This is a genomic window from Tabrizicola sp. T46 (assembly GCF_057219895.1).
The window spans coordinates 126,591-147,927 of the sequence record NZ_JBXVVV010000004.1 but is presented as its reverse complement, the minus strand read 5'-3'; the positions used below and the strand labels follow the sequence as shown (position 1 = coordinate 147,927).

General features: G+C 67.7%; 20 protein-coding genes and 1 riboswitch. Of the genes, 7 read left to right on the top strand and 13 right to left on the bottom strand.

The window, feature by feature from the left end:
• Positions 1–217: 217 nt before the first annotated feature.
• From glyS to AC2D9V_RS16215, 3 genes are read right to left on the bottom strand one after another with little or no spacing between them, the layout of a single operon-like run.
• Positions 218–2,497 (bottom strand): glycine--tRNA ligase subunit beta, encoded by a 2,280-nt coding sequence (gene glyS, locus AC2D9V_RS16225; protein WP_484715146.1) that lies wholly within the window; start codon positions 2,495–2,497, stop codon positions 218–220.
• The gene (locus tag AC2D9V_RS16220; RefSeq protein ID WP_484715145.1) at positions 2,497–3,030 is read right to left on the bottom strand and encodes a DUF6446 family protein; all 534 of its coding nucleotides are present in this window, start codon (positions 3,028–3,030) and stop codon (positions 2,497–2,499) included. The genes glyS and AC2D9V_RS16220 overlap by 1 nt, the downstream gene beginning before the upstream one ends.
• Positions 3,027–3,953 carry a glycine--tRNA ligase subunit alpha gene (locus AC2D9V_RS16215; RefSeq protein WP_484715144.1) on the bottom strand — a complete coding sequence of 309 codons (927 nt, stop codon included), beginning with the start codon at positions 3,951–3,953 and terminating at the stop codon, positions 3,027–3,029. The genes AC2D9V_RS16220 and AC2D9V_RS16215 overlap by 4 nt, the downstream gene beginning before the upstream one ends.
• A 178-nt stretch (positions 3,954–4,131) precedes the next feature.
• Between AC2D9V_RS16215 and AC2D9V_RS16210 the strand changes: the two genes are divergently transcribed.
• Entirely contained in the window at positions 4,132–5,886 is a 1,755-nt protein-coding gene (locus AC2D9V_RS16210) for a trypsin-like peptidase domain-containing protein (RefSeq protein ID WP_484715143.1), read from the top strand.
• A 7-nt stretch (positions 5,887–5,893) separates the two neighbouring features.
• Here the strand turns inward: AC2D9V_RS16210 and AC2D9V_RS16205 are convergent, their stop codons facing one another.
• The 3 genes from AC2D9V_RS16205 to metZ form a co-directional block, all read right to left on the bottom strand.
• A complete protein-coding gene (locus tag AC2D9V_RS16205; protein ID WP_484715142.1) occupies positions 5,894–7,342 on the bottom strand; it encodes a TrkH family potassium uptake protein in 1,449 nt (482 codons plus the stop codon).
• A gap of 84 nt (positions 7,343–7,426) precedes the next feature.
• Positions 7,427–8,512, bottom strand: a complete 1,086-nt coding sequence (gene folE2 / locus AC2D9V_RS16200) for a GTP cyclohydrolase FolE2 (RefSeq protein WP_484715141.1) — start codon at positions 8,510–8,512, stop codon at positions 7,427–7,429.
• A 186-nt stretch (positions 8,513–8,698) separates the two neighbouring features.
• Positions 8,699–9,880, bottom strand: a complete 1,182-nt coding sequence (gene metZ, locus AC2D9V_RS16195; RefSeq protein WP_484715140.1) for an O-succinylhomoserine sulfhydrylase — start codon at positions 9,878–9,880, stop codon at positions 8,699–8,701.
• Between the two features lie 50 nt (positions 9,881–9,930).
• Positions 9,931–10,008: riboswitch (SAM riboswitch) on the bottom strand.
• Between the two features lie 132 nt (positions 10,009–10,140).
• Here metZ and AC2D9V_RS16190 point away from each other — a divergent pair.
• A complete protein-coding gene (locus AC2D9V_RS16190; RefSeq protein ID WP_484715139.1) occupies positions 10,141–11,046 on the top strand; it encodes an alpha/beta fold hydrolase in 906 nt (301 codons plus the stop codon).
• A 42-nt stretch (positions 11,047–11,088) separates the two neighbouring features.
• On the opposite strand, the gene AC2D9V_RS16185 is transcribed toward AC2D9V_RS16190, so the two are convergent.
• The 5 genes from AC2D9V_RS16185 to AC2D9V_RS16165 form a co-directional block, all read right to left on the bottom strand.
• On the bottom strand, positions 11,089–11,724 hold the full coding sequence (locus AC2D9V_RS16185; protein WP_484715138.1) for a hypothetical protein: 636 nt from the start codon (positions 11,722–11,724) through the stop codon (positions 11,089–11,091).
• A 96-nt stretch (positions 11,725–11,820) separates the two neighbouring features.
• Positions 11,821–12,429, bottom strand: coding sequence for an inner membrane-spanning protein YciB (locus AC2D9V_RS16180; protein ID WP_484715137.1), 609 nt, complete (start codon positions 12,427–12,429; stop codon positions 11,821–11,823).
• A 61-nt stretch (positions 12,430–12,490) separates the two neighbouring features.
• Positions 12,491–13,363, bottom strand: coding sequence for a hypothetical protein (locus AC2D9V_RS16175; protein ID WP_484715136.1), 873 nt, complete (start codon positions 13,361–13,363; stop codon positions 12,491–12,493).
• Positions 13,364–13,440: 77 nt separating this feature from the next.
• Entirely contained in the window at positions 13,441–14,580 is a 1,140-nt protein-coding gene (ftsY, locus tag AC2D9V_RS16170; protein WP_484715135.1) for a signal recognition particle-docking protein FtsY, read from the bottom strand.
• Positions 14,581–14,650: 70 nt separating this feature from the next.
• Positions 14,651–15,352: a lysoplasmalogenase family protein gene (locus AC2D9V_RS16165; protein ID WP_484715134.1), complete on the bottom strand. Its 702-nt coding sequence runs from the start codon at positions 15,350–15,352 to the stop codon at positions 14,651–14,653.
• Positions 15,353–15,416: 64 nt separating this feature from the next.
• On the opposite strand from AC2D9V_RS16165, the gene AC2D9V_RS16160 reads away from it, so the two are divergent.
• The 5 genes from AC2D9V_RS16160 (at position 15,417) to AC2D9V_RS16140 (ending at position 18,229) form a co-directional block, all read left to right on the top strand.
• Positions 15,417–16,484: an alkane 1-monooxygenase gene (locus AC2D9V_RS16160; RefSeq protein WP_484715133.1), complete on the top strand. Its 1,068-nt coding sequence runs from the start codon at positions 15,417–15,419 to the stop codon at positions 16,482–16,484.
• A 55-nt stretch (positions 16,485–16,539) separates the two neighbouring features.
• Positions 16,540–16,941, top strand: coding sequence for a hypothetical protein (locus tag AC2D9V_RS16155; protein ID WP_484715132.1), 402 nt, complete (start codon positions 16,540–16,542; stop codon positions 16,939–16,941).
• Positions 16,942–16,945: 4 nt separating this feature from the next.
• Entirely contained in the window at positions 16,946–17,350 is a 405-nt protein-coding gene (locus tag AC2D9V_RS16150) for a hypothetical protein (RefSeq protein ID WP_484715131.1), read from the top strand.
• A gap of 2 nt (positions 17,351–17,352) precedes the next feature.
• A complete protein-coding gene (locus AC2D9V_RS16145; RefSeq protein WP_484715130.1) occupies positions 17,353–17,739 on the top strand; it encodes a hypothetical protein in 387 nt (128 codons plus the stop codon).
• 100 nt (positions 17,740–17,839) lie between these two features.
• A complete protein-coding gene (locus tag AC2D9V_RS16140) occupies positions 17,840–18,229 on the top strand; it encodes a lysozyme inhibitor LprI family protein (protein ID WP_484715129.1) in 390 nt (129 codons plus the stop codon).
• A 167-nt stretch (positions 18,230–18,396) separates the two neighbouring features.
• Here the strand turns inward: AC2D9V_RS16140 and AC2D9V_RS16135 are convergent, their stop codons facing one another.
• Complete coding sequence (locus AC2D9V_RS16135) at positions 18,397–19,524, bottom strand: NAD(P)/FAD-dependent oxidoreductase (RefSeq protein ID WP_484715128.1); 1,128 nt, start codon at positions 19,522–19,524, stop codon at positions 18,397–18,399.
• 240 nt (positions 19,525–19,764) lie between these two features.
• Positions 19,765–21,327 (bottom strand): exodeoxyribonuclease VII large subunit, encoded by a 1,563-nt coding sequence (gene xseA / locus AC2D9V_RS16130; RefSeq protein ID WP_484715127.1) that lies wholly within the window; start codon positions 21,325–21,327, stop codon positions 19,765–19,767.
• Positions 21,328–21,337: the final 10 nt, after the last annotated feature.

The following is a 21,337-nucleotide window of genomic DNA, read 5'->3' as shown; positions in this document are numbered from 1 at the left end:
GTCAGTTTGATGACGAATAATCGGGCAGTTTCTGATCGCCCCGCCGCAGGACGTACGGAGCGGGTGCAAGTGGCTGGGAACGCGGGCTTAATCGCCGGAAGGCTGGCCGATTTCGGCGTCTTCCTTGCGTCTTCCTTCTGTCTTCCTTGCGTCTCTACGCGCGGCAGGGTGGAGGGCTGTTAACCCTGACAGTCGAATCGGTCGGCCGGGCCTCGCGTCAGCCCTCGATGCGGGTGAGGTCGGCGACGCCCGAGCAGACCGTGCGGATGCGGTTGAGGAGGTTCAGGCGGTTCCGCCGCACGATCGGGTTGTCGCTGTTCACCTGCACGGCGGTGAAGAAGGCGTCGATCGGGGCACGAAGGGCGGCCATCGCGGCCATGGCGGTACCGAAATCCTCCTGCGCCATCGCGGGGGTGATCGTGGCCTCTGCCCGGTCGAGGGCGGCGAAGAGCGCGCGTTCCTCATCGGTTTCGGCGAATTTCAGGTCCGCGCCGAAGGAATATTCGACACCGTCCTTCGCCTCGGCCTGCGTCAGGATGTTGTTCGCCCGCTTGAACCCTTGCAGGAGGTTCGCCCCGTCTTCGGTCTTCAGCGTTTCGGAAAGCGCCGTGGCGCGTTTGACGAGGAGGGTCAGGTCGTCGTTACCCGGCATGGCAAGGCAGGCGTCGATGACATCGTGCCGGACGCCTTGGTCCTTGAGGTAGACTTTCAGGCGGTCGTGGAAAAAGGAGAGGAGGTCGACACTCATAGCTGCTGTTTTGCTATCCAGCCGTCCAGCTGCCGCAACGAGGGTGTCAAGATCGCCATACTGCGACTGACCGAGTTCTGTGCTCCACTCGGAAGCTGCTACTCTGTTGATGGCGCCGGGACTCGTTGGCGGGAGTCTATCGCTCATATCTTCATAAAGCTCTTCGAGACGCACAGTGTCGTCGGCTGCAGCGGCAATTTCGTTGGCCAGACTCGCATGGATCCATTCGCCAAATGGAACAAGAAGGAGTTTTCGGGCAACAACCCGCACCCCATTCCCCAGCACCAACCGGATCACCCCCAGCGCCGCCCTCCGCAGGGCAAACGGGTCCTTCGACCCCGTGGGCTTTTCGTCAATCGCCCAGAAGCCGGTCAGCGTGTCGATCTTGTCGGCCAGCGCCACAGCGACCGAGACGGGGTCGGTCGGGACCGCGTCGCCCTCGCCTTTCGGGCGCCAGTGGTCGCGGGCGGCGTCGGCCACGGCGGGTTTCTCCCCCGCTTCCAGCGCGTAGTAGCGGCCCATGACGCCCTGAAGCTCGGGGAATTCGCCGACCATCGCGGAGCGGAGGTCGAGCTTCGCCAGCCGTGCGGCGCGCTCGGCGTCATCGGCATCCGCGCCCACCAGCGGCGCGATCTCGCGCGCGAGGGCGGCGATGCGGTCGATGCGGTCGGCCTGGGACCCCAGCTTGTTGTGAAAAGTGACGGCCTTCAGCCCCTCGGCCCATTCGGCCATGCCGGCCTTCGCCACCCGCAGGTCATTCTCCCAGAAGAACTTCGCGTCGGAAAGCCGCGCGGCGAGGACCTTCTGGTTGCCTTTCAGGATCACCGCCCCGCCATCGGCGGCTTCGATGTTCGCCACGGTGACGAAGCCCTCGATCCGGCCGGTCCTTGGGTTCCGGACCGAGAAGAACTTCTGGTGCTCCTTCATCGAGGTTTGCAGCACCTCGGGCGGGAGGGCGAGGAACTGGTCGGCGATCCGGCCCATCAGGGGGACAGGCCATTCGACGAGGCCCGCGACCTCGGTGAGCAAGCCTGCGTCGGGGACGACCTCCATCCCCGCAGCGAAGGCGAGGTTCTGCGCGCCCTGCCAGATCGCGGCCTCACGCTCGGCGGTGTCGAGGACGACCTTCGCGCGCTTCAGCTTCACCACGTAGTCGTCAAAGCCGGTCACGGTGAAGCGGCCCATCCCCATGAAGCGGTGGCCTTCGGTGGTGTTCCCGGCCCGGATGCCGTCAACTTCCATCGGGACGACATGGGCGCCGGTGTCGTCGGTCAGCAGGCAGAGGATCGACTGCAGGGGCCGCACCCAGCGCAAGGACCCCGACCCCCAGCGCATCGACTTTGGCCAGGGGAAGGTGCGGATGACGGTTTCCAGCACCTCGGCCACGATCTCGGCGGCCGCGCGGCCGGGCTTTTCGACGACGGCATAGAAGGTCTCGCCCTTCTTGTCGGCGCGGCGTTCCAGCTGGTCGAGCGTCAGGCCGGTCGAGCGGAGAAAGCCTTCGATCGCCGGCAGCGGCGCGCTGGTCGAGGGGCCTTTGCGTTCCTCACGCACCGGGCGGCTTTCGGCGGTCAGCCCGTCGACCGAGAGGACAAGGCGGCGCGGGGTCGAGAAGGCACCGGCCCCGGCATAGGTGAGGCCGGCCTCGACCAGGCCATCGGTCACAAGCTTCTTCAGGTCATCGCGGGCCTTCGCTTGCATCCGCGCCGGGATTTCCTCGGAAAAGAGTTCGATGAGGAGGTCAGCCATCAGTTCTGTCCTTCGGGAACGGGCGGGCAGCCTTCGGGCGCGGGGCGACCGGCGAAGACCTCACGTCCGCATGCGTTGATCTGGTGCCAGGCATAGCCGCGCCCGTCGCCGGTGATGACGACCACGCGGTCGATGCCATAGGTGATGTGGGGTTCGGAAAGGAAGGCCAGCGCCTCGCCCGTTTCCAGGGCCGCGCCGATGGCGGCGGCGTCGAAGCAGGAAAAGTCGCTGGGTGCGTTCAGGGGCACGGCGTTTTCATAGGGCCGGTAGGTTTCGGTCAGCATCGCAAGCGTCATCGGCGTGCGGAAGCAGGCGCGGAACTTGATCGGCGAGCTTGCCGCATCGGTGCCTTCGACACCTTCGACCAGGATCGGTTCGGGCTGGTCGCTGCCGAGCGGCACGAGGCGGATTTCCTCGCCCGGGGTGAAGGCGACGGGTTCGTAGAAGGCCCGTTCGGCTGTGTACCAGAGCCCGATGCCCGCGACGACGGCGGTCAGCATGATAGCGGCCACGGCGATGCGCCCGACATTCACCGGTCCGCCCCCGCCTCGGTCTGGCGGAAGGCGTCGGCGCAGAGCTTGGCCAGCGCGCGCACCCGGCCGATATAGGCCTGCCGTTCGGTGACCGAGATCACGCCCCGCGCGTCGAGAAGGTTGAAGATGTGGCTGGCCTTGATCGTCTGGTCATAGGCGGGGTGCGCCATCACGATGCGCTTGCCAGACTTCGGATCGTCCGCGTCGAAGGCCAGAAGGCGCTGGCATTCGGCCTCGGCGTCCTTGAAGTGCTGGAAGAGCATCTCGGTCGAGGCGCCGTCGAAGTTGTGGCGGGAGTATTCTTCCTCGGTCTGGCGGAAGATGTCGCCGTAGGTCAGAGGAATGGGCGACTGGGGGTCGTTGAAGGGCATGTCCATGACGTGGTCGATGCCCATGACATACATGGCAAGGCGTTCAAGCCCGTAGGTCAGCTCGCCCGAGACGGGTTTGCAGTCATGGCCGCCGACCTGCTGGAAATAGGTGAACTGGCTGACTTCCATCCCGTCGCACCAGACCTCCCACCCCAGGCCCCAGGCGCCGAGGGTCGGGCTTTCCCAGTCATCCTCGACGAAGCGGACGTCATGGAGGCCAAGGTCGATGCCGATGGCGGCGAGGGAGCCGAGGTAAAGCTCCTGCAGGTCGGGGGGCGAGGGTTTGATGATGACCTGGTACTGGTAGTAGTGCTGGAGGCGGTTCGGGTTCTCGCCATAGCGGCCGTCGGTCGGGCGGCGCGAGGGCTGGACGTAGGCCGCGGCCCAGGGCGTGGTGCCAAGCGAGCGGAGCGTGGTTGCCGGGTGGAAGGTGCCGGCGCCGACCTCCATGTCATAGGGCTGCAGGATCGCGCAGCCCTGAGCGGCCCAATAGGTCTGCAGGCGCAGGATGATCTCCTGGAAGCTGCGGGGGGTGGTCTGGTCCTGCGGCATGGGGCACCCTTCGGGGGTCTTTTGGTCGCGCCTTCCCTATCCACTGGGGCGGGGACGGTCAATTCGCCAAATCGGGGCGCGACACCGGAACCGGGCGGGGGTGACGTTAGGGCCTTGCCGTCGCGGGCGGGTCCTTTAAGCTTTGCGGTGTCGGACCCACAGGCAGGATTTCATTCAGGTGCGCTTCTTTCCGGTTGTCTTCTGCGCGGTGCTGCTTTCGGTCCTCATCCTTCACCTGCCGCGCCCGGCCATGGCGCAGGACCAGACGGTCTGGGTCCAGATCGAGGCGCAGCCAACCCTGGCCGAAGCGGAAGACCGCGCGCGGGCCTGGGCGGCGCTGTTTCCAGAGACCGGCGGCTTCCGGCTGCGGTCGGGGTGGTACGGGGTGATGCTGGGGCCCTACCCCGAGACCGAGGCGCGGGCCAGGCTGACGACGCTGCGCCGCGAGGGGATGATCCCCGGCGACAGCTTCATCGCCTTCGAGCGGGACTTCGGCCCGCGGTTCTGGCCGCCGGAGGGCGTTTCGCCCACCCTGCCGGACCCCGGCGAGGAGGCCGTGGCCGCGGCACCTGCGCCCGATCCCGCCCCGGCCCTGATCCCCGACGAGAGCGCCGCCGAGGCGCGGGACAGCGAGGTGCTGCTGACCCCGGAGGAACGCCGCGAATTGCAGACCGCGCTGAACTGGTTCGGCTTCTACGAGGGGGCGATCGACGGTGCCTTCGGTCGCGGGACCCGTGCCGCCATGACCGCCTGGCAGGAGGCGCAAGGCATGCTGGAGCCGACGGGCATCCTGACCAGCCGGCAGCGGGCCGAGCTTCTGGCGGCCTACAGGGATGAGCTGGCCGCCTTCGGCTTTGCCGAAGTGGTCGAGGCCGAGGCGGGGATCACCGCCGTCCTGCCGCTGGGTCTGGTCGAATTCGACCATTACGAGCCGCCCTTCGTGCATTTCCGCCCGCGCGATGGCGAAGGCCCGCGGCTGATGCTGATCTCGCAACCCGGCGATCAGGCGGCGCTGACCGGGCTTTACGACCTGCTCCAATCACTGGAAACGGTTCCCTTGACGGGTGAGCGCAGCCGCGACGAGCGGACTTTCCGCATCCGCGGCACCTCGGCCACGGTCGACACCACGATCTACGCCGAACTGACTGGCGGCTTCATCAAGGGCTGGATGCTGATCTCGACCCCCGACAAGGCAGCGCGGGATGCCCGTATCCTGCAGCGGATCGAGGCGAGCTTCGCCACCGATCCCACCAAGGCGCTGGACCCCGGCATGGCGGTGATGCCCGACGCGACGCGCAGCACGCTTCTGGCGGGGCTGGAGGTGCGCCGCCCGAAGCTGAGCCGGTCCGGCTTTTTCGTCGACACCTCGGGCACCGTGCTGACCGTGGCCGAGGCTGTGACGGGCTGCGGACGCGTGACCCTTGACGGGACGGTTCCGGCCACGGTGCGGCACCTGGATGCGGCCAGCGGCCTTGCGCTGCTGACGCCCCGGACCGCCCTTTCCCCGCCCCAGGTGGCCGAGTTGCAGACCGCCCCCGAACGCCCGGGGACCGAGGTGATGGTGGCCGGCTATTCCTATGAGGATCGCCTGCCCGCCCCGGTGATGACCTTCGGCACGCTCGCCGAGGTGACCGGCCTTGCAGGCGAGCCGGGGCTGAAGCGCCTTGCCCTGCAGGCCCTGCCGGGCGATGCGGGCGGGCCGGTGATTGACGCGACCGGCGCGGTGATCGGCGTCCTTCTGCCGCAGGTCGCGGAGGGCGGGAAGGCGCTTCCGGCGGATGTGCATTTCGCCTTTGCCGCCAGCGGGATCGCCAGCCTTCTTTCCGCAAACGGCGTAACCCCGGCGCAGGCCGCGCGGACCGGTGCGGTGGCCCCGTCTGACCTTACCGATCTGGGGACCGGGATGACTGTCCTCGTCTCCTGCTGGGAGTGACGTGGCGCTACTGGCGCCAGAACGCCGGAAGCACCAGAAGCAGCACCGCCAGAAGGCCAAGGCGGCCAAGGATCATGCAAAGGGTCATGATCGCAATGGCGCCGGGCGGGAAGTCGATGAAGGTGCCGGTGCGTTCGACCATCGGCCCGAAGCCGTAGCCGACATTGCCCAGCGTGGTCCAGACCGCAAACAGCGCCGAGACAAGATCGACGCCCATCAGGGTCATGGCGACGGTCATGACGCCCATGATCAGGATGAAGCTCGACACGAAGAGGATCAGCGCGTTCAGCACGTCCTCTTCGACGCTGCGGCCTTCGTAGCGGATCGGGTCGACGCTGGAGGGGCTGCCGATCAGCCGGATTTCCCGCCGAAGCACCGCGATCACCAGCTGCACCCGGAAGACCGAAAGCCCCGCCGCCGATGACCCGGAACAGGCGCCGATGACGCCGATCACGAAGGCCACGACCAGCATGTAGCCGCCCCAGGTGGGGAAGCTGCCGGAGAAGAAGCCGGTCGAGGACATGATCGAGGTCAGGTTGAAAAGCGCCTCGCGGAAGGTGGGTTCCAGCGGCGCGCCGGTTTCCCAGATCCGCCAGACCGTCACCGTAACGACGGCATAGGCCAGCCAGCGCAGGTAGGCGCGAACCTGGCTGTCCTGCCAGAGCGGTCGGGCCGAGCCGTTCATCAGCTGGACGTAGCGGATGTAGGGCAGGCTGCCGAGGATCATGAACAGGGCACCGGCATACTCCCCCGCCCCGACGTACTTGTTGAAGGACACGTCCGAGGGTGAAAAACCGCCCGTTGCGATGGTGGCGAAGCCGTTCACGACCGCGTCCAGCGCGGTCATCCCGATGATGGCATAGACGGCGATGCATGCAACGGTCAGCGAGACGTAGATCACCAGCAGCTGCCGGGCGATGTCGGTGGCGCGGGGCAAGGCCTTGCCGAAGGTATCGAAGCCTTCCGTGCGGAAGAACTGCATGCCGCCCACCCGCATCAGGGGCAGGAAGATCATCGCGATGAAGGCGATCCCGAGACCGCCGAGCCAGTTGAGCATCCCACGCCAGAGGTTCATGCCGGTGGGCAGGTCATCAAGACCGTAGATCACCGTCGCCCCGGTGGTGGTTATGCCCGAGACGGCCTCGAAATAGGCATTCTGCAGGTTCAGGCCCGGCGCGCCGATGTAGAAGGGCAGCGCCCCGAAGAAGGGCACGAGAAACCAGATGCCGGCCGTCAGAAGATAGGCCTGCCTTGTGTCGAGCGCCCGGCCCAGAGCGTTCCCGGTCGACAGCGTCAGGGCCCCGCCGACAACCCCGGTGATCGCCGCCGAGGCCATGAAGGCATAGCCGTTCTCAAGACCCGCCCGCCAGTCGATCGCCGCCGGCGCAAGCATCAGGATCGCCAGGACGATCAGGATGCGGCCGATGACATAGACGACGGGGCGGAGGTCAACCATGGTTGGGCATGGCTACGCTGCGCGGTCCGCTGCGTCAATCGCCGGGCTCCGGTGCCGCCATGACGGGGGCACCGGGCCGCGCTCTCAGCCGGCGTGGATCAGGCTTGCAAACAAGCGCGGATCAAGGCTTTCAGCGGCGAAGGTCTCGCCTTCGGTCAGAAGGCTGATCGCGTCGTGGCTGTGCAAGGACTCCTGGTGGCTGGCAATCACCCGGAAGTCGCCGATCCGGGCATCGGCCCGAAGCCCCTCGCAGAAAAGCCGCGCCGCATCCTCGACGAAGATCGCGTTTGCGGCGTTCAGCTCGGCAAAGGCCTGTTCATCCTCGCGTTTGACCATGACCTGCGTCTCGGTGACGACGGCCTTGCGGGCAAGCTCGATCAGGTCTTCGATCCACATCTCGCCCGTCAGTTCCACCGACAACCGCGCGACCGAACGCTGGGAATGCGGCGTGGCAAGCTGGCCGCGCGTCATCCGGGCGTGTTCGGAAAGCTCGAGGCTGCAGGGGCAGGTCGAGGAATAGACATAGTCGAGATGGACGATGCGCTTGCGGACCCCCGCCGTTTCGACGAGTTCAAGGGCAATGTCATAGTACTGCCAGCCCGAAAGGTCCGACCGGAGCGAGGGCATCAGCATCGGGAACGAGGCCCGCAGCTGGATGCGTGCATCGAACGACCCAAGGTCGCGCATGTAGTCGTCCAGCGCCGCCTCGATCACGCCGAAGGAGAACTCACGCTCGGCGTGCTTGTAGAAGGACCGCATGATGCGGCTCATGTTGATGCCCTTCTTCTCGGCCTCAAGGCTGACGGTGCCGGTGACGCTGGTTTCCAGGACCAGCGGCGCGCCGTCGCGGGTGGCATAGCGGATCGGCAGCCGGAAGTTCGAGATGCCGACATGCTGGATCCGCGCCTTGGCACCCCGGATCAGGCTGGCGGGGCCGTTCTGCAGGTCGGGAAGCGTGGCGAGATAGCCCGCATCGGCGCGGAACCCGTGCGGATAGTCGCGCGACAGCGCCGGATAGCCCTGCCCCGGAAGAAGGTAACCCACGGCAGCATCCAGACGCGCGATCTCGTCATCCGACGACTTCCCCGCCCACTGGCGCAGCACGGCCAGCGCCGCCTCGGCCTCGGCGCGCGTGGGAAGACGGTCGATCTCGGGGGTGTGGATGTTCATGGGAAGGTCCTTTCGGTTCGGGCGGCTTGCACCGCCGTCAATGTCATCAGGTTTACGTGGCGGGAGACCCTTCGGATCACCCGGCAGACATAGATGGAGGACCGGGAAGGGGATGGCAAGATGCCGCATCCCCAGCCGGCGGGTGGTAAGTCAGTTTTCTGCCTGGCCGATCGCCAGCGCTGGCCGTCAGGCCTGCGCCAACGCCTGCGTCAGGTCGCCGATCAGGTCGTCCGCATCCTCCAGCCCCAGCGACAGGCGAACCAGCCCCGGCGTGATGCCCAGCGCGTCCTTCTGGTCCTGCGGCAGACGCTGATGGGTCGTCGTCGCGGGGTGGGTCGCGATGGTCTTGGCGTCGCCGAGGTTGTTGGAGATCTTGGCGATCTCAAGCGCGTTCAGCATCCGGAAGGTCGCCTCCTTGCCGCCAGCGACCTCGAAGGTCACCAGCGTCCCGCCCGAGCCCATCTGCGCCATCGCCAGCGCGTGCTGGGGATGCGAGGCGAGGCCGGGGTAGATCACCTTCGAGACCTTCGGATTGGCCGTCAGCGCCTGAGCCACCTTCAGCGCGCTGTCCGCCATCGCCCGGCAGCGCAGGTCCAGCGTCGCCATGCCGTTGAGGTGCATCCAGGCGGTGAAGGGCGACATCGAGCCGCCGGTGTGCTTCATGTAGGGTTCAAGCGTCTTGCGGATGAACTCACGCGTGCCGCAGACGACGCCGCCCAGCGCCCGGCCCTGGCCGTCGATGTGCTTCGTGGTGGAATAGACCACCACGTCCGCGCCCTGTTCGACCGCGCGGGAGAAGATCGGGGTGGCAAAGACGTTGTCGCAGACCACCAGCGCGCCGGCGGCGTGGGCGATCCGGGAAACCTCCGTGATATCAACCAGTTCCAGCGTGGGGTTCGACATGGACTCGAAGAACACGGCCTTCGTTCCCGGCGTCACCGCGCGGCGCCACTGGTCAAGGTCGGCGCCGTCTACGAAAGTGACCTTCACGCCGAAACGCTGAAGCACCTCTTCCAGGACGTAAAGGCAGGACCCGAAGAGCGCCCGGGCGCTGACCACGTGGTCCCCTGCCCGCAGCATCGACATCAGGGCGCCCGAAACCGCCGCCATGCCCGAGGCGGTGGCGAAGGCGTCCTCGCTTCCTTCCACGGCGGCGATGCGTTCCTCGAACATCCGGGTCGTCGGATTGCCGTAGCGGGCGTAGATGAACTCATCCTCGCCCGCCTTGACAAAGCGCGCCTCGGCGGCCTCGGCGGTGGGGTAGACGAAGCCTTGCGTCAGGAAGATCGCCTCGGCCATCTCGCCGTACTGGCTGCGGCGGCTGCCATCGTGGACAAGGCGGGTGCGGGTCTTCCAGTCGTCGGTCATCACAGGCCCCCTTCGGCCAAGAAAAAGCCCCGGACACGGAAAAGGTGCCGGGGCGGATGCCCTTCACCTCTTTAGCGGCTTGTTTAACGTGGCCCGCAATCCGGTAACAAAGCGCCACGAGGGCTGACTTACGCCTGTGGTCGGCTGTGGTCAACCCGCCACATCTTGTGTGCGTCATTGGTTCGTTACGCCCGCGTCACCCCTGCGTCGTCGCCCTGCGGCAGGAAGGCGGCGACCCCGGCAGCCACGGCAGGCAGGCCATGCCCGACGATCCAAGACCGATCCGCGCCGATGCCGCACGCCACGGCCTTGAACTGGACCGCGACCGGCTGGCGCGCAAACTGGAGACGCTCCCCGACGCCGCCCCGGTCGTGGTGATGATCCACGGCTGGCGCTATGCCCCCGGCTTTGCCCGCGACTGCCCGCATGGATCGATCATGTCGCTGGAGCCTCGGAAGGACGACCGCCGGGCGGTCAGCTGGCCGCGCCACCTTGGCCTTGACGGCAAGGGCGGGCTTGGCATCGCGCTGGCATGGCACGCGAAATGCGACCCCTGGCGTGCGCATCTGCGGGCGGGCTGGACGGGTGCCGCGCTGGCCGAGATCGCGCAGACGGTCCATGGCTTAAGCGGGCGCCCGATCCATGTCATCGCCCATTCGATGGGCGCGCGGGTGGCCCTTTCTGCGCTGAAGGACGTGGCACCGGGCCAGATCGGGCGGATGATCCTTCTCGCCGCTGCCGAGACAAGGGGGCGGACGCTGGCTGCCCTGGACACGCCGGCGGGTCGGGCGGCCGAAGTGATCAATGTCACCACGCGCGAGAATGACCTCTTTGACGCCTGTTTCGAATGGGGCATCCACCTCGGCCTGCGGACATCCATCGGCCAGGGCCTGGGTCGGGCGCATCCGGGGTGGCATGATCTCTGGATCGACCAGCCCCGGACGCTGGAGGGGCTGGCGCGCCTCGGTCATCCGCTGTCGGACCCGCCTCGCCGCATCTGTCACTGGTCGCCCTATCTGCGCCCCGGCACGATCGGGCTTTACCGCGCGCTTCTGGACGGGCGGCTGAGGGCTGCCGACCTGCCGCAACCCCGCCCGGGACGCCGCTGGTCGCGGCTGATCCTTGGCGGCGGGCCGCATGTCGGCCCTGGCCTGTCAGCGGCCTGATGGGACATCGGAAAGTGACGGACCCTTGGCCCGCCGGCCGGATCAGACCGGGTGGGCCTCGTCATCGAGGTTGATCACGGTCAGGACCATGGCCCTCAGGATCGTGTGGCCGATGATCGGCAGGACAGCCCAGAAGAGCAGCCAGTGGGATGCATCGACAACCTGGATCAGCGTTTCGTTCAGCAGAAGGAAGCTGAAATTGTAGACCACCATCATCTTGCTGAGGTTCGGCAGGTGGGCGCGCATCTCGACGTCGGGCCAGAAGCTGGCGGCGGTCGCGGTGCGGTTTTTCAGCACGTCGATAAGGAAGATGCTGCCGATCACGACGTAGAACAGGCTTTGCATCCGCTGGCACCACAGGGGATCATCGGCATGGGCAAGGATCAGAAGCGGCAGGGTGGCGAAGGCGCTGGCGAAGAGCACCGTCTGCAAGGGCGTGTAGCGCGTCAGCATCCGCCGCACCATTCCCTCGAAGCCCATCGCGATGCGGATCGCAAGGGCGACAAGGAAAGCCGTTGCGAAGGCTTCACCCTGATGATCGGGGCCAAGCGTCACTGAAAGGACAGGATAGCCGACCAGAAGCACCGCGCCCGGAATGTAGAGGCTGCGCGACAGCGGCGGCAGGTCCTGAAAGAGGCTCAGGAACAGGCGGACCAGATCGAACGGGTGACGGTACATGGCGAACTCCCTCAAGCTCGCCTTTAGGTATAGACATGGTTAAAGGCGGGCCTGAGGCGTCATCCGGACCGCAAAACGGCATTCCTGTGCAACTTGTCAGGATTTGTCGTCGTCGGTTTCGACCATGTAGCGGCTGAGCATCGCGAACTGCAGCATCAGGAACAGGAACAGCGCGGCGGGCATCGCGAAGGTTTCCAGCTTGACCCATAGCTCGGTCGACTGGGTGCGCCAGATCACCTCGTTTGCGATGGCAAGGGCGGCGAACATCATTGCAAGCCTGCGGGTCAGGATCACCCAACCCTCTGGTTTCATTGGCAAAGCTTCGGCCATCACCCATTGCAGCAGGCTTTTCCCGCGCCAGAGCCCTGCGCCCAGGATCACGGCGAAGCTGCCATAGACGATCGTCGTCTTCATCTTGAAGAAGCTTTCGTCGTTGAACCAGGCGGTCAGGCCGCCGAAGAAAACGACCATCACCGCGACGAAGATCTGCATCCGGCTGAGCGTTCCGGTCAGCCACCAGAGCGCCGCAATTGAGGCAAGAAGCAGCGGCACCAGGATCAGGGCTGCCACAATGAAGCCCGAATAGGCGACGTCGCCCCACACGAACGACTCATCCTTGATCCGCATGTAGACCAGGAAGAAGATGAGGGTGGGGCCAAGCTCCAGCACCTGTTTCAACACCGGGTTGATCTTGCGTTCCGCCATGGGTCGACCTTTGCCTCGTCGTTCCTATCTGGCCCGGATGGGGCGCAGGTTCAAGGGCGGGCTAGTCGGCAAGGCCGGGGGTCCAGGCGGCGGCAAGCGTCACTCCGTCGAACAGCGCGGCCATGGCCTTCGGCGACATGGGGTCGCCGGCCAGCGCGACCATGCCCAACCGCGCGGCGCCGATCCCGTCTTCGGACAGCAGCGACAGTTCCAGCTTGCCCCGGCCCTGCGGCAGGGCCCGGACGGCGGCCGACAGCGCCTTGCGTGACGCATCGTCCAGCGCGGACGGCGGCACAAGGTCGACAATCTCCTGCAGCGCCCCGCGCGCGGCATCGACAGCTGGGCCGCCCGGCGCGCCCGCCAGCCCTTCGCCAGCCATGTCCATAAGCGGACGCAGGACCCGGCCGTCGTTGCGCCAGACGAGGGTGGCCCGGGTCAGGCGACCGGCAGCAAGGCTTGCGGCAGAGAGGTCGGCGTCCTGAATATCGGCAGACAGGTCCAGAGTGGTGCCGCCAGAGAGTTCCAGCCGCAGCGCCGAAAGGGTCACGCTGCGGGAGGCCGGATCGTGCACCGCCCGAAGGCTCAGGTCGGCAGACTGAAGGCGCAGCATGGACCGCAACCGGTCGTCCATGTCGCGGTCGGAAGGGCGCGGGGCGGCGCGAAAGCCCCGCAGGTCGATGTCGAATGCCGTCGCGGTCTGGCGGATGCGAAGAAGGTCAAGCGCGAGGTCGGGCCTTCCCTCTGCCGTGCTGCGCAGGCGGCTGCCGTCCAGCACGCACCAGTCGCCATCCGGCGCTGCCGGGGGGATGGCCGCCTCGTAGCCTTCGACCGAGGAGATCGCGGCGACGACCGGCGCGCAGTCCGGCGTGCCCTGGGCAGCGGCGGGCGTGATCGTCAGGGCCATCGCAAGGGCCAAAGCCGCAGCGCTTTGCATCACCAGCCTCCGTGTCCGTCCCGACGCAGGGAAGAACCCTAGCGGGCGGTGGGTGTTCCGCCTAGCCCCAACAGCACCTAGTCCCCGGCGCCGACCAGCGCGCGGGCGAAATCCTCGGGGTCGAAGGGGGCGAGGTCGTCGATCTGTTCGCCCACCCCGATCGCGTGGATCGGGAGGCCGAACTTGTCGGCCAGCGCGACAAGGACCCCGCCCTTGGCCGTGCCGTCGAGCTTGGTCATCACGAGGCCCGAGACATCGGCGATCTTGCGGAAGATTTCCACCTGGGTCAGCGCGTTCTGGCCGGTGGTCGCGTCAAGGACCAGAAGCGTGTTGTGCGGCGCGGTCGGGTCGACCTTGCGGATGACGCGGACGATCTTGGCAAGCTCCTCCATCAGATCCTGCCGGTTCTGCAGCCGCCCTGCCGTGTCGATCATCAGAAGGTCGGCGCCGTCCGCCTTTGCCTTCGTCAGTGCGTCGAAGGCAAGGCTTGCGGGATCGCTGCCTTCTGGCGCGGTCAGGACCGGGACCCCGGCGCGGGTGCCCCAGATCTGGAGCTGCTCCACCGCCGCCGCGCGGAAGGTGTCGCCCGCCGCGATCACCACCGACTTCCCCGCCGCCTTGAACTGGCTGGCGAGCTTGCCGATGGTCGTGGTCTTGCCCGAGCCGTTCACGCCCACGACCAGCACCACCTGCGGCTTCGTGGGGTAAAGCGGCATCGGGCGGGCCACGGGTTCCATGATCCGCGCGACCTCGGAGGCGAGGGCCGCCCGGAGCTCGGAGGCCGAGACGCGGCGCCCGAAGCGCCCTTCTGCGATGTTGGCCGTGACGCGCACCGCCGTGTCGACGCCCATGTCAGCCTGGATGAGCAACTCCTCGAGGCTTTCGAGCATCGCGTCATCCAGCACCCGGCGGGTTTCCTCGGGCGCGCCACGGCCAAGGATGCGGCCGAGAAGGCCTGGCTTTGCCGCTGCGGGCTCGGGCGTCGGGGGCCGTTCCGGTTCCGGAGGGACGCTGGCTTGCGGCGAGGATGCGGTCGGCTCAGCCGGCGCAGAAACGGGGGGCCGTTCCGGCTCTGCCACGGCCGAGGGCGCAGCTTCCAGGGCCGAAGACGTGTGAACTGCCTCCTCCGCCCCGTCCGAGACCAGCGCCTCCAGCCCCTCGCCGATCTTGTCCGAAGACCGGAACAGGCGATCCTTGAGCTTCTTGAAGAACGACATCGGCGGTCCCCGGGCTATGCTTCCCTCCACCTAATCGCTTTGGCGGGGCAAGAAAAGGTTGGAAAGCCGCTCAGCCCTTGACTTGCCAGAGCATCACCGCCCCCACCGCGATCAGCACCTGACCGACCCAATAGGCGGGCCAGAGCGCCAGCGCGAGCCGCGTCCGCGTCACCGCGTCCTTCACCACGAAGAGCTGCATCGCCAGCAAAAGGTCGGACAGGATGAAGAGCCCGGCCCCCAGCCGCAGCACGCCCTGGCCATGATGCTCCGGCACCAGCACTGCCGCGACCCCCATCAGCCCGATCAGCCCGACATAGGCCCTGACCGGCTGGCGCAAGGTCCCGGTACGCGGGGCGAGCCAAAGCTCGGTTGACGCCAGAAGCGCCAGGAGCCCGACCAGCGCCGCGATCTCGGCCCCCGACAGCCCGTCGAAGCCGATCTCGCCCGACCGGATCAGGAACCAGCCCGCATAGGCGAGATGGCCAAGGCCAAAGGCCGCCACCCCGGCCAGGAAGCGCGCAGCACCCCCCAGCGCCAGAAAGAGATCGCCCAGCGCCCCGAGCGCGAGGCCCAGCGGGATCAGCCAGGACCAGCCGCCCGGCAGGACAACCGTGAGGCCCAGCGCCAGAACTCCGGTCGAAACCGTCTTCACCGCCGCGCCAAGCGGCCCCTTCTCGGCCCGCCGGGCGTAGGCCAGCCAATAGATGACGGCCGCCGCCAGCGACACAATGGCAGTTGCAAGCGCCGCGAATTCGCTCAAGCTTCCCGCCATCCTGTCCCCCTAACCCTCGACCACCGGCCTTCGGCCCCGCCAGACTTCCCCGGACCCGCCCCCGATGCAAGCCCGCTCCCTGCCCCTCTCGGCCTTCGCCGTAGCCGCTCTGCTGCCACTGCCGCTTCTGGCGCTGGGCGTCCTGCAGGGCGGCATCTGGCTCTGGCTCGCCTTCCTTTACATGGGGGTGCTGACCATCCTCCTCGACCAACTGGTGCCCCTGACCACGGGCGCGGGCGAGGGGATGGAGTTTCCCGCCGCCAATCTCCTCCTCGTCTCGGTCGCCATGGGCGTCCTTGCGGCCCTTCCCGTCGTGGTCTGGGCCATCGCCGCCGACGGCACGCTTCGGACGGGCGAGAAGGTCCTCCTCTTCTTCGCGGCCAGCTTCTGGTTCGGCCAGGTCGGCCACCCGGCGGCGCATGAGCTGATCCACCGCCCCCGGCGCGAGCTTTTCCGGCTGGGGGCCGCGGTCTATGCCGCCCTCCTTTTCGGCCAGCATGCCAGCGCCCACCGGCTGGTGCACCACCGCCACGTCGCAAGTCCGGCCGACCCGAACACCGCCCGCGCGGGCGAAGGCTTCTACCGCTTTGCCCGCCGTGCCTGGATCGGCAGCTTCCGAAAGGGTCTTCAGGCCGAAACCGAACTCAGGGCGCGGGGGGTCACTTCGGGCCTGCACCCCTATGCCGGTTATCTTGCGGGAAGCCTTGGCGCGCTCGTCCTCGCCCTGGTCCTCGCCGGGCCGATGGGCGTTCTGATCTGGGTCCTGTTGGCGCTGCACGTGCAGGGGCAGATCCTCTTGTCGGACTATGTCCAGCACTACGGTCTTCAGCGCCGGCCACGCGCCGATGGGCGGCTGGAGCCCGTGGGCCTCCGCCACAGTTGGAACGCGCCGCACTGGTTCAGCGCCGTGGTGATGCTGAACGCGCCGCGCCACTCGGACCACCACGCGAACCCCTTGCGCCCTTTCCCCGCCCTGCGCATGCCGGGGGCGAACGAGGCGCCTACCCTGCCCTGGCCGCTGCCGGTCGCCTGCGCCATTGCCCTCGTCCCCGGCCTCTGGCGCCGCGCGATCGGCCCGCACCTCGCCCGCTGGCGCGCCCCGGCCCCGGCCCGGCCGGACACGCGGCCTTGACTGGACCCTTCCCTCCGCATCTGGCAGGGTGACCGCGCTGCCGCCGGAGTGATGGATGCGACACAGCCTTTTCATTGCCTTTCTCGCCCTTCTGCCCGCCGCGCCCGGCCTGGCAGAAACTCCGATGACGGGGCCCGAGTTCGAGGCGAACACCACGAACGAGACCATCACCTACGACTATGGCGGCGGGCTCTTCGGCACCGAGGAATACCTGCCGGGCCGCCGCGTCCGCTGGGCCTTCGAAGGCGATCTCTGCATCTATGGCGAATGGTATGTGCAGGGTGACGAGATCTGCTTTCTTTACGAGAACGACCCCACACCGGCCTGCTGGCTCTACTTCCTCGAGGATGGGAAGATCCGGGGCCGCTACATGGGCGAAGGCGGGGGCTGGGAGATCCTGGAAAGCTCGCGCGACGGCGGCCCCCTGCCCTGCGCCGGGCCGGATGTGGGGGTCTGACCCGATGCGCAGCCTTGCCCTTGCCACGGGCCTTTTGCTCGCCTTCGGCATCCAGCCGCTCCTCGCCCAGACGCCCCTCAGCGCCGAGGAGTTCGAGGCGCATGTGACGGGCAAGACCGTGACCTACCGGCAGGGTGTCAGCCTCTTCGGGATCGAGGAATACCTGCCCGGCCGCAAGGTGCAGTGGAGCACCGCCCCCGGCGAATGCCAGTATGGCAGCTGGTATCCGGAAGACAGCTATATCTGCTTTGTCTACGAATACGATCCCCTGCCGCATTGCTGGACCTTCTGGAAAGAGGACGGGGCGCTCGTTGCCCTGTCCGACACCGGCCAGCCGGGCGAGGAGCTTTACGAGGTCGACCGCAGCGAGAGCCCGCTCGATTGCCCCGGCCCGGACATCGGCGTGTGACGATGCGGCTGGCGCTTGCGCTCATGCTCTGCGCCGGCCCCGCCGGGGCGCAAAGCCTGATGACGCCCGATGAGTTCGAGGCCTGGTCCACCGGCCAGACGCTCGACTACTGGATCGACGGGGTCTTCTGGGGCAGCGAACGTCATCTTGAAGGCCGCCGGACACTCGACGCCGATGCCGAAGGCCCCTGCCGCGAAGGGCGCTGGTTTCCGAAGGACGGGATGATCTGCTTTGTCTACGTCGGCGAGGCGGGCGAGCATTGCTGGTACTTCCGGCGCGACGGCGGGGTCGTGGTGGCCGAGATCGCCGGGGACACGTCCGGGTTTTCAAGCGAGGTCGTGATCGCCGACCAGCCGCTTCAATGCCCCGGCCCGGATGTCGGCGTCTGACCCCGGCGAAAGAGTTGCCCGCGCCCGATGGCTCGACTAGCTTCAGGGCCATGGCTGGCATCGTACCGGCATGGCGACAACAGCAGACAGAGTGGAACGCATGAAGACACTGATCATCCCGGCCCTCGCAACGCTTGCCGCCGGTGCGGCCTTCGCCGATCCGGCGACGGAATGCGGGGTCGACTTCGGCAGCCAGGTGGAAATCGGCGATTGCGTGGCAGCGACCGAAAAGCGGGTCGAGGCCAGCCTTGCCACCATGCTCGGCTTCGCCACCGAAGCGGCGAAGGAGCTGGACGGCGTGACCGGCCGCGCCGTGTCGGTCCCAGCGCTGGAAGCTTCGCAGGCGGCCTGGAGCGCCTATCGCGACGCGCAATGCGAATACGTCGGGTCCACCTACGGCGGCGGGTCGGGGACGGGCATCGCCATCAGCTCCTGCCGGATCGAGCTTGGCCGTGCACGCGAGGCGGAACTCCGGGCGCTCCTGCCCTAGCCGCGTCCCGCGCTGCGCCCCGGCCACTCAGGCTGCCGTCCGCGCGCGCCCATGCCTCACCGCCCCGCACCGAAGTTCCGCCACGCGCTTCCCGCGCGATGACCGGACGGGCAAGTCCCGTAAGCCGGGCTTCAGCCCGGCCTCGTCACAATCCGCTACAAGGACCCTTAGCGCCCGAACCACCTTGCCCGGCGGCTGGAGCCGAAATGCTCCTTGTCCAGCCGCAAGGCCTCGGACGCTCCGTGGTAGGTGCCAAAGGGTTTCGGCCCCGACAGGAAGTCCACGTCCACCCGCCCGATCCGGTTCGCCCCGAACTCGATATAGCAGGACCCTGCCCCCGGATTTCGCGCGGTCTCCGCCTCTCCACGCAGGCGCGAGATGATGTTGGCCGCGACGGCGCGTGCGGCCCCTTCGGCATAGACCCCCGCCTTCGGCACTCCGGTATTGGCCAGATCGCCCAGCGCATAGACACCGGGATGTTTCGTCGCCAGCGTGAAAGGATCGACCGGAACCCAGCCGCCTTCGGTCAGGCCCGCCGCCACGACCACATCCGCCGCACGGTTCTTCGGGACGCCAAGGAAAAGTTCACAAGGAAGCGTGCTGTCATTGTCCAGATGCACCGTCTTGCCGTCCACCCGGGCCACGCGGGTGTTGGGGATGAAGGTGATCCCGCGCTCTGCGAAAGCCTCAAGGATCGCCTTCGACGTGTCGGGGGACGGCGGCACCGGCGAGGGCAGGGGATTCACCACGGTGATCCGGGTCTTGTCCTCCAGCCCGCGTGCCGCAAGGTAATCATGCAGCATCAGCGCGCATTCGGCAGGCGCGGGCGGACATTTGTAGGGCGCACCGCAGACACCGATCACCACATCACCGCCCGTGAACCCGGGCAGCACCTGCGACAGATGCGCGGCACCGGCGACCGAATAGAATTCGTTCACCCCCAGAACAACGCCCGGAGTGCTCGTCACGTCGTAATCCGCCCCGAGCGCGATGATCAGGATATCAGCCTCATGCACGCCAGAGTTGGTTGTCACCCGCCGTGCCTCGGCATCAATCGCCGTGATCGTCTCGCGCAGCAGTCGGACCCCCGGTTTGGAAAAATCGGCATAGGGATTGCGAACCCCGGATTCCGGCGTGCGACCGAACAAGAGGTCCAGCTTGGCATAGCCGAAGACAAAGGCATCCGACCGGTCGATCAGCGTGACCTCGGCCGCCTCTCCAATCGCCTCGGACAATGTGGTGCAAAGCTCCATTCCGCCGAAGCCGGCGCCAAGGACGAGTATGCGCGTTGTCATTGTCCCTCTCCCCTTTTCGCAGCACCATGTCAGTCGGCAAAAAGTGGCGCAAGCGAACAGTGAAAGGGGTCCTGATCCCTCTGCACTCTGCACGCGAAGTCCGGGTGCAAACCCTGCACCTATCCGGTCGACCTGCCCGACGAGGCAGACCTTACCAAATCCCTAACATCCACAAGCAAACCATTGGGATCATTTAATAAACCGAATTTGACCACTGTGGTCACCATCCCGGCCCGGGCGTCAGAACAGGCTCCCCTGCCCGCCGTCGCCCTCGCCCCGGCCCCGTTTCCCGGCGCGGGGGCCGAGGGCGAGCTTCCCGTCATGGAACTCGATCTCCAGGGCTGCCGCCCGTTCCGCCGCCGCCTTCCCGGTCACCACCGCCCCGTCGCCGCGGACGACCGCATAGCCGCGCTTCAGGGTCTCACGGTACCCCAGTGTCGCCCGGGTGCGGTCGAGGGCCTCCAGCCGGTCGGCAAGCCGACGGAACCGCTGCACCGGGGCCGCGTCCAGCCGGGCCGCCAGCCCCTCCAGCCGCGCCCGCCCCTCGCCCGTCCGCCGCGCCGCTTCGCCCAGTATCCGCGCCAGCGCCGGGGCGAGGCGGGCGGCGAGGCTCTCCAGCCGTTCGCGGCGGCGGTCCAGCCGGATCAGGATCGCCCGGCCCAGCCGTTCCTCGCGCGCCTGAAGCTGGTCGCGCTGGCGGGCCAGCCCTCCCCGCAGCGCCTGCGGCTGCAGCCGCCCCGCGATCCGGTCGAACTCCCGGTGCTTCTTCGTGACCGCCAGCCCCAGCGCCGAACCCAGCCGCAGCGCCCCGGCATCCAGCCGCTGGCGGGGCGTGGCAAGCAGCGTCTCCACCCGGGGCAGCGCGCGCGAAAGGTCGCGCAGCCGTTGCCGCCGCAGGGTCACCCCTTGCCCCACCCCGCGCGTGAGCCGGGCACGGAGGGCGTCCAGCGTGGCCAGCAGGTCCAGCCGCACCGGCACCGCCAGTTCCGCCGCTGCCGTGGGCGTCGGCGCGCGCAGGTCGGCGGCGTAGTCGATCAGGGTCGTGTCGGTCTCATGGCCCACGGCCGAGATGAGGGGGATGCGGCTTGCCGCCGCCGCGCGGACGACGATCTCCTCGTTGAAGCCCCAGAGGTCTTCGAGGCTGCCGCCCCCCCGCGCGACGATCAGGACGTCCGGGCGCGGGATCGGCCCCCCCGGTTCGATCGCGTTGAACCCCCGGATCGCGGCCGCCACCTGGGCCGCACAATCCTGCCCCTGGACGGCGACCGGCCAGACGAGGACATGCCGGGGAAAGCGGTCGCGGAGGCGGTGGAGGATGTCCCGGATCACTGCGCCCGAGGGCGAGGTCACGACGCCGATGACGCGGGGAAGGTAGGGGATCGGCTGCTTCCGGGCGGGGTCGAAGAGGCCCTCGGCCTGAAGCGCGGCCTTCCGCTTTTCCAGCATCGCCATCAGCGCACCCGCCCCGGCGGGGGCGACGTCATCGACGATCAGCTGGTATTTCGACTGGCCGGGAAAGGTCGTCATCCGCCCGGTGGCGACGACCTCCATCCCCTCCTCCGGCCGCACCTGCATCCGTGCGACCTGCCCCTTCCAGCTGATCGCGGCGATCACCGCCCGGTCATCCTTGAGGTCGAAGTAGAGATGCCCCGAGGCCGGACGGCTGACCCGCCCCACCTCGCCCCGGACGCGGACAAGGCCGAACTCCCCCTCGATCACCCGCTTCACCGCGCCCGAAAGCTCAGAGACGGTGTATTCGGGCTGGTTGCCGGTGGGCGCGGGGCTGTCGTCGATCAGGTCCATCCCGGTAGGA

Coding starts and splice junctions, on each gene's coding strand:
- AC2D9V_RS16180 (WP_484715137.1), bottom strand. CDS start 12,429: ATGGCGGAACGCAAGATCAACCCGGTGTTGAAACAGGTGCTGGAGCTT.
- metZ (WP_484715140.1), bottom strand. CDS start 9,880: ATGACCGACGACTGGAAGACCCGCACCCGCCTTGTCCACGATGGCAGC.
- ftsY (WP_484715135.1), bottom strand. CDS start 14,580: ATGTCGTTCTTCAAGAAGCTCAAGGATCGCCTGTTCCGGTCTTCGGAC.
- AC2D9V_RS16175 (WP_484715136.1), bottom strand. CDS start 13,363: ATGCAAAGCGCTGCGGCTTTGGCCCTTGCGATGGCCCTGACGATCACG.
- AC2D9V_RS16215 (WP_484715144.1), bottom strand. CDS start 3,953: ATGCCGCAGGACCAGACCACCCCCCGCAGCTTCCAGGAGATCATCCTG.
- glyS (WP_484715146.1), bottom strand. CDS start 2,497: ATGGCTGACCTCCTCATCGAACTCTTTTCCGAGGAAATCCCGGCGCGG.
- folE2 (WP_484715141.1), bottom strand. CDS start 8,512: ATGAACATCCACACCCCCGAGATCGACCGTCTTCCCACGCGCGCCGAG.
- AC2D9V_RS16205 (WP_484715142.1), bottom strand. CDS start 7,342: ATGGTTGACCTCCGCCCCGTCGTCTATGTCATCGGCCGCATCCTGATC.
- AC2D9V_RS16190 (WP_484715139.1), top strand. CDS start 10,141: ATGCCCGACGATCCAAGACCGATCCGCGCCGATGCCGCACGCCACGGC.
- AC2D9V_RS16150 (WP_484715131.1), top strand. CDS start 16,946: ATGCGCAGCCTTGCCCTTGCCACGGGCCTTTTGCTCGCCTTCGGCATC.
- AC2D9V_RS16145 (WP_484715130.1), top strand. CDS start 17,353: ATGCGGCTGGCGCTTGCGCTCATGCTCTGCGCCGGCCCCGCCGGGGCG.
- AC2D9V_RS16165 (WP_484715134.1), bottom strand. CDS start 15,352: ATGGCGGGAAGCTTGAGCGAATTCGCGGCGCTTGCAACTGCCATTGTG.
- AC2D9V_RS16135 (WP_484715128.1), bottom strand. CDS start 19,524: ATGACAACGCGCATACTCGTCCTTGGCGCCGGCTTCGGCGGAATGGAG.
- AC2D9V_RS16155 (WP_484715132.1), top strand. CDS start 16,540: ATGCGACACAGCCTTTTCATTGCCTTTCTCGCCCTTCTGCCCGCCGCG.
- AC2D9V_RS16185 (WP_484715138.1), bottom strand. CDS start 11,724: ATGTACCGTCACCCGTTCGATCTGGTCCGCCTGTTCCTGAGCCTCTTT.
- AC2D9V_RS16140 (WP_484715129.1), top strand. CDS start 17,840: ATGAAGACACTGATCATCCCGGCCCTCGCAACGCTTGCCGCCGGTGCG.
- xseA (WP_484715127.1), bottom strand. CDS start 21,327: ATGGACCTGATCGACGACAGCCCCGCGCCCACCGGCAACCAGCCCGAA.
- AC2D9V_RS16160 (WP_484715133.1), top strand. CDS start 15,417: ATGCAAGCCCGCTCCCTGCCCCTCTCGGCCTTCGCCGTAGCCGCTCTG.